This is a genomic window from Cupriavidus sp. UYPR2.512 (genome assembly GCF_000379565.1).
Taxonomy (GTDB): domain Bacteria; phylum Pseudomonadota; class Gammaproteobacteria; order Burkholderiales; family Burkholderiaceae; genus Cupriavidus.
Genome location: NZ_KB902906.1, coordinates 1 through 6,761, shown reverse-complemented (window position 1 = coordinate 6,761; position 6,761 = coordinate 1). Strand labels below are relative to the sequence as shown.

The 6,761-nt window shown below is 60.3% G+C and carries 3 protein-coding genes; 2 read left to right on the top strand and 1 reads right to left on the bottom strand.

Annotated elements, in window-relative coordinates; genetic code table 11:
* The coding region (locus A3A5_RS44610; RefSeq protein WP_018310434.1) for a hypothetical protein at nucleotides 1-229 on the top strand (229 nt) is incomplete at its 5' end.
* Nucleotides 230-1,973: 1,744 nt separating this feature from the next.
* Here A3A5_RS44610 and A3A5_RS38120 read toward each other — a convergent pair.
* Nucleotides 1,974-4,364, bottom strand: a complete 2,391-nt coding sequence (locus A3A5_RS38120) for a hypothetical protein (RefSeq protein ID WP_018310433.1) — start codon at nucleotides 4,362-4,364, stop codon at nucleotides 1,974-1,976.
* A 437-nt stretch (nucleotides 4,365-4,801) separates the two neighbouring features.
* Here A3A5_RS38120 and A3A5_RS0109925 point away from each other — a divergent pair, with 437 nt between their 5' ends.
* Nucleotides 4,802-5,494, top strand: a complete 693-nt coding sequence (locus A3A5_RS0109925; protein WP_157637179.1) for a serine protease — start codon at nucleotides 4,802-4,804, stop codon at nucleotides 5,492-5,494.
* The last annotated feature ends 1,267 nt before the right edge of the window (nucleotides 5,495-6,761 follow it).

Sequence of the window (6,761 nt, the reverse complement as noted above, 5' to 3'; positions counted from 1 at the left end):
CGAAGCCTTACCGAGCGGCCACTACTGGGCCGTGCCTCATGCGCCCTTCCCGCTGGACGCTGGCAATGGTCATGATGAGGTGTTTCCCGGCGCCCATTGCATCAGCGACGGCAAGTGGGTCACCTTTTACAAGAACGGCGAGGAAGTCTGGGCGTGCAATGCCCTGTATGCNGCCGCGCATTTCGATTTTTCTGCCGTGTCTAACGCCTGCGCGTCGCCTCTCAGCTGAGGGCGCCAGCGGTCCGATAGACATCTGGCCGCCCCTGCGCATCAAACATAACGCCCCGGCAACAGCTGCAGTGCGGGCGTTATGTTAAAGCCGCCGAGCGGCGGCCTGCTTGAGCGCAACTGCAGCGCGACTTGGTCTCATAAGCAAATGCAGGAGCTGCCAAATACACCCCACATGACGGCACGATTGGGCGCGACCTGTAACAGGTATGATCGAACGTCGCGACACTCTTCTCCCCCTATTTTTTTCTAATACCGTTCATGCTTTCGCTTCGAAAAATCAAACAGCGACATAGGACCGAGTGCGGTGCCGCTTGTGTAGCAATGCTCACTGGCATGCCTCTGAGTCATGCGAGAAATGCCATCCAATTCAGCAACGACGGTGACCATCGTACCTATGCGTCGGATTTGCGAAAGGTACTAGCCGTCCAATGGTATTCGGCTCGGGCGCAAAGTTGAGTGCGATTCTTGGTCTTATCTCACCAAACGATCAGTTCAGGCGTTGGCGGCGGTACGGCATCAAACAACTGCGAGCGGGCTTCATCGCTGGCACTGGGTAGTTTTCGATGGCTCAGAGAATGGGCCGTATCACCTAGTCACGTCTGAAGTGCCAATGTCGTAAAGGCCTGCGACCAAGATTCGCAATTGTACCTGCACGGAGCTTCTATCTCGCATGCCGTAATCCGGACCCCAGCGGCCCGGACTGGTCGCTCCGTGATCTCTTCGATGGGGCGTGATAGGCCACCAGCGCATCGATCTGCCGCAGCACATCCAGTGCCGCCCCCTCAATCCCCATCGAGCGCGGCCCGCCCCTTACCTTCCACTCGCGCGGGTTGCGCAGGAAGCTATCAGCCACGCGCTCGCCGAAGCGCCGGACCGTGGGAATGTCGGTGCGTGGCCAAACCACAAGGGGCCCGCCGGGCCCCTTGTTCCATCAGCGTAGCCGCTCCACCTCCGCATCCGGACCGCCCGCGCTTGATCGCCACGTCCATCAGCATCAACCGACGACGACCTGCAACATTGGCTATGGACCGTACCTCAGCCGACCATCATTTACCGTGCTCGCGCGTCCATCGATTCTCGTGCTCACGCACAATGTACGAGCTGGCCCGCCGTGTCACCAGGCATGGCATTTCCATCAAAAACGGCGACGCCGATACTTACACTCGGTCTTCCGGTTGGGCTACCGAAATTCTCTTTATCGTCTAAGTTCCAAGGGTTCCATGGCTGAGTCATGGCGACAGTGGCCCCAGATGCGCGAGACGAACGGTCACTCGCGGTGAGTACTCGAACATGAGCCGCCTCATACGCAGACCAGCTGGTTGCCTCTGCAGGTTGCAAATCCACAGTGCCCAAACTATCGGCGCGCGATCGGGAACAATCGCCTGGACGCCTTCGGCGAAAACGGCACACAACATGCGGTTGCGCATCTGATGCCGCTGTTCGCCAGAGCCGTGAGCACTCTAGACATCACATTCGGCGAACTCCGGTTGCCCAGAACCTCACCGCCCTTCCGCGAAGTGTCACAGGGCATTGCTACAACTCACCCGACTGAGTCAGTCGTGAGGTCAGCCATGCCTGTCAAAGTGATGGGATACCTGTCGCCGACGCTAGTCCTGCGCGCGCTGTTGGTGGTGTGTGCGGGCCTGTTGTCGTTGCGGTGGTTCGGGCGCGTGTTGTTGACGGCTATCGCCAGAATGCGAACGTGTTCCGGCGATAGCCACTATCGAGCGTACAGCCCGCGACTACGGTTCCCAGGTTTCCGGACCCAACTCAGACTGCTTCAGCGCCTCGGCGATCTCCTCCAGCATGAGAGACGGAAGGAAGTTTGACTTGATGTACCTGGCGCGCACCGCCTTCGGTTCCAGTGCGACAAGGTCGCTCTCCGCGAATTCCTCGCCTTCGCCGTCGGCCCACGCTGAATCCCAGAGAAGAGCCAGATAGCGGGCACCTTCGGCAAGCAGCTTGGCCGTCGGTTCCGCCAGTGTCTCGTTCATGGCTTCAAGGGTAGCAACTACCGTACCGCCACCAGCATCCTCGTAGGCATCCAGAATTTCCTGGGGCGGCAGCGTGCGGGCCGCATCGTGCATGAGTTCGATGGTCGCGCGCGCGACCTGGGCGCCGCTCTTGCAGAGTGGCAACTGCTTGTCGAATCCGGCAAGCGCGGCAGCGGCTGCCGGCAGAAGATCCGAAGCGAAGCGGGAGACCATTTTCGTTTCGTAGGCACTGTGGACGCCTTCTCCGTAAGGCAGCGCTTCTCCGGTCTTCGGGTCCGTGCGGGGGCCTAGCCTGTTCTTGTCGCCGTCCGCCAGCACCGAACCATGCAGCGGCTGGGAGGCGTCCCCCATGTAGTGCGCCGCGATGCCAGCGGCAGTCACGAATCCCTCGATGTCGCCGTTCGTGACAAAGCCAGCCATGGCGTCATAGAACTGCCAGAGCCGGAATGGCAGCAGCCCTTGTTTCAGCTTGCTGGAATACTGTCGGGCTTCGCTCTCGTTGCCCGCTTCACGCGCTGCGGCGGCCATGTCATCGTAGTATTTTTGCCAGGCCGCCACTGTCAGGAACGTCGCCGGTTGAGCGCGGCACAAATCGCGCAGGTTCTTGCTGTGCGGTGCGTAGGCGACGTCGATGTCGGCGTAGTGCGTGGGATGCTCCGGTCCGTCGCTGCGACTGACGCCACCGGACGTGTCGCGCCCGCCGGCGCGCCCCCCCGACTTCTTGGGGAGCTTCTTCCAGATCTCGTCCGGGACGTCGGCCAGCGGCACGAACTTGTCCGCCGCGCTCAGTTTACCCACCGATGCATCGAAACCCTTCTTTTCGATTTCTTTCAGGTCGAAGCTCAGGATGGAGGCATTGGCCTCCATCAGCTTCTTGAGCTTCGGGTGACGAATATGGCCAATGGCGAGCGCCGCGATGCTGTAGTGGCCGGTGCGTCCCCAATACCCGGATACGCCTCGCCCCACGTCCGTGACCAGTTCGACGCCGAGTTGACGGCACACCGTGCTCAGGCTCGTGGCCACCGCAAAGGTCGCGCTCCTGGTCGCGTCCCCGAGAATCTGGCCGCCCCACTCCACCGCGAGCGGCCGCAGATCCCGCTGGGATAGCGGGATGTCCCCGTTCTCTCGCGCGTTCGGGATGCCATCCAGATGCCAGACCATGCCTGAATCGCCAGGGCGCGTCTGAGCCCCCTCGCCCGGTGCGATGAGAAAGTCCGCTATGTAGTCGAAGCCGCCGACCGAACGATGTCGATAGAACAGCGCCTTCAGCGATCCGCGTATGAGGCCGGAGGCCGCACCGTATCCCACCACCGGCTGGTCGATCAGCCGCAGCGAAAGATTGCCCTCGTGGACGTCAGCCAGTTGCCCGAGCGGCGGCAGCGCGTAGGTATTGCTGGTCCAGTCCGAAAGCTCATCGATTTCAATCAGGCCGACGTCGAGGGCGGCGTAGGAGCGCCGGCCCGGATACTCCGGATAGACCTCGCTGAATGGGAGGCGCGTCAGGCTACGGCCGGAGCTGACACCGACGCGCGTCTCGCCCTCGCGAAGCATACTCCGAACTTCTTGGCCCGGCTCTCCGCTCACGTGCCGCGCCGTCAGCGCGAACGTGGTATTGCCGTCGGTGACCAGGCAGCCGGCCGTCGCAATGCGGCGCTCACCCTGCCGCTCGACGATGATGGGGCAGCCGCCCCCCAATGGAAAAGAGGGCCGCGGCCCTTCCACGAAGGGGTCAATGAGCGAGTGGTGAAAGTCGCCCACTTCCACCGTGCAGACGGGAATTGCCCGGCCGTCCGGCATGTACAAGGTCTTGGGAAGAATAAGAGAAGGATCGTATTGCCCGTTCGGGCCGAACTCCTCGTCGGTGGCCCACTTGCGGACAAAAGCGAGCACGCAGGGCCAGGAGTAATCTCTGACTTCCGAGTTGAAGAGCGTGCGTGGTGTCTTCAGCTTCGTCTTGGGCTTCTTCCCTTCGCCGGTCTTGGTTGGCCACGGCTCCTCCTTGCGAATGAGGTAGTAGCCAACAGCCGTACCGACGACATTTGCTTTGCTCAGCAAATGGAAGTGATAGGCGTCGCGGGCCTCGAGCAGTTCGCGCAGTGACAAGCTGGCGAAGTTGTATTGCAGATCCAGCACTGACATGTCTCTCCTCCCTTTCCGTCGTCAAATGACAGGCATCTTTTCTCTTGGGTACCAATCCCAGCACGGGCACAAGACAGATTGATGACGGCCGGCGATAATCAGACCGATGGACCGCCGCGCTCGCTTTCGGCCTGGGGCCACCGTCAGGGCTTCGGCATCCGGAATTGATTGGGCTTCGACCTCTGTCCGCGAATCCCTCACCTGCGCGACCGGCGCCTGCATGTCCCCCCGGTCGAGTATGGAATGACGCCGCACGGCCTTTAACGTCATGGCAAAGCGACGAATGACCACGGATCGGCCTGAATGTCGCCTTCATTGCAGGAGGCTCGCTCAGCGTGTGGGCGGCATGGCACAATTCACGACTCCACACGACCACGCAGGCCAAAAGAATGATGAGGCGCCATCTATTCACCGCCGCGCTATGCCTAAATGGTGTCATGGCCAACGCCGCACAAATCAGCAGCGGGACAGGGTTCTTCTACAATGATTCTGGCCACCTCTTCACGAATGCACACGTGATCGCTCCCTGCACACCCGGGACCATCATGGTTCGCACCTACGATCAAGCCTGGCACCGTGCCCGTGTTCTCGCGAAGGACGCGTCCTTCGATCTCGCGGCCCTTTCGATTGACCAGAAGGTCCCAGCCTTTGCGTCGTTCCGCCTATTCCCTGGATCGAAATCGGTGTCCGTGCCGGAAGAGATCGAGGATGCGTTCTACGCCGGCTTTTCAAATCCCAAGGCGAACGACTTTACTATCCAGCGGAAGTGGGGTCAGATACAACCGTGGCGTGACCCGAATGCATTTCCTTTTGTTAATCGGATGCGCATGGACGCCTACCCCGGCGCTTCGGGCTCCGCAGTGTTCGACTACGCCGGCCTGTTGATTGGAATAGTATTCGCCGGTTCGGTTGACCCGATCACAAGCTACGACAAGATGAAAGCCACGGGCTATGGGGACAAATGGATCTACGCCTACAACAATAACGCCCTCGTCCACTTCGCCAACAGAAAGAAGCTGTCCTACAGCGCCTGGGATAAATGGGAGCGCAAAGATCCGACGCTTATCTGGCAGCACGCCACGCGCGTGACGGTCCTCGTCAACTGCCAGGTTGCCGCGCCCGTACACTGAGTCGGGCGGCCTAACCTATGACCACGCGCGAGGCTTTTCAAATCTGAATCCCGTCCTTTAGGGGGATAGGACGTTAACATGTGCTCTCCTTATTGACGACGGAGACAGAAAAGCCATCAAGCCCGCGTAGCCCATTGCTTGAATGGCTAGGACGACTCGGTAAGATAAAGCGAACCATAGCCACAGAGCCATCGATGACCGCCATTCTAGATGACTGCGCACCGGGCACTCAGCCGACTCACCACAGCCTCGTCCGAAATCGAGCCGTTGGCCAATGTCAGCCATCGAGCGTGGCGACACTCCTCATCAGGCCGACCTTCGCGACTTCATACGCTTCGCTCGCACCGCCCGACGCCGCTGCCCCGGCGGCTTGATGGCGCGCAGTCACAGGGGGATGGTGAAGCCGGTCTCTTAGGTCATCACAATCCCCGCTTCCTGGCGTCAGGCGACGCCCGCTTGCACATCGACTCCCCCTTCGAATTCCGCGATCCTGATGCGCTCTGAATCTCGGGAAAGTGCCATTGGGAGCAAATCGAGTCCGGCGAGCTGACATGAAAAAGCCACCCGTCGTGGCTGCGGAGGCTCCATCGGCTGAGTCGGTTTGTCTATGCGGGCAGCGCGGGAACCGGTGGTTGCTCGTCTGGTATCCCCTATTTCGAAGGGCTCTGCCGAGAGTCAGCGCGCGGGTAAAATCAGGTTGCGGCGCACAATAAATATGATTGCGCCACGCTCAGGGTCAGCACCTCACCGGTAAATCGCAATGGTCTACTTGCTTGCGTTCGTCGTCTTTGAGGCGGCGTGGTTCATCCCATTCCGCACTGTTTTCAAAAACGCGCACTTCAGTGATCCCTACGCCTACGTCTCTCTGATCCCAATCATTGGACCACTCGCATGCATCTGGATTCTCGCGTCCAAGCCATGGCCGCTGAGATTGAAAATAGTTCGTGTACCCACTGGGCCCAGCGAACTCCACTAGCAATCATTAGCGAACAACACTGGTTCGAGCAGCTGTGCTAACGAGATTCCGGTAGGGACGATGGTTACCCATCGCCCCCCGGACAGATCCGTACGTGCGGAATTACCGCATACGGCTCCTACCAGAAGTTTTGGCGTGAAACCGCTCCGATGGGAGCGGGTGAACAACCCGGCACGGGGGCAGGTATTTCTTGATCAGGCGTTTGAATCGAGCCCACGGCATCCTGGGGCGCTGACCTCGCCGCATCAGTGCGTGCCGCCATGCGCGGTGCACCTCGCTTAGAAATCCCCC

Bases quoted from the DNA above. Each gene is read 5' to 3' on its own strand.
- A3A5_RS38120 (WP_018310433.1), bottom strand. From the start codon at position 4,364: ATGTCAGTGCTGGATCTGCAATACAACTTCGCCAGCTTGTCACTGCGC.
- A3A5_RS0109925 (WP_157637179.1), top strand. From the start codon at position 4,802: ATGGCCAACGCCGCACAAATCAGCAGCGGGACAGGGTTCTTCTACAAT.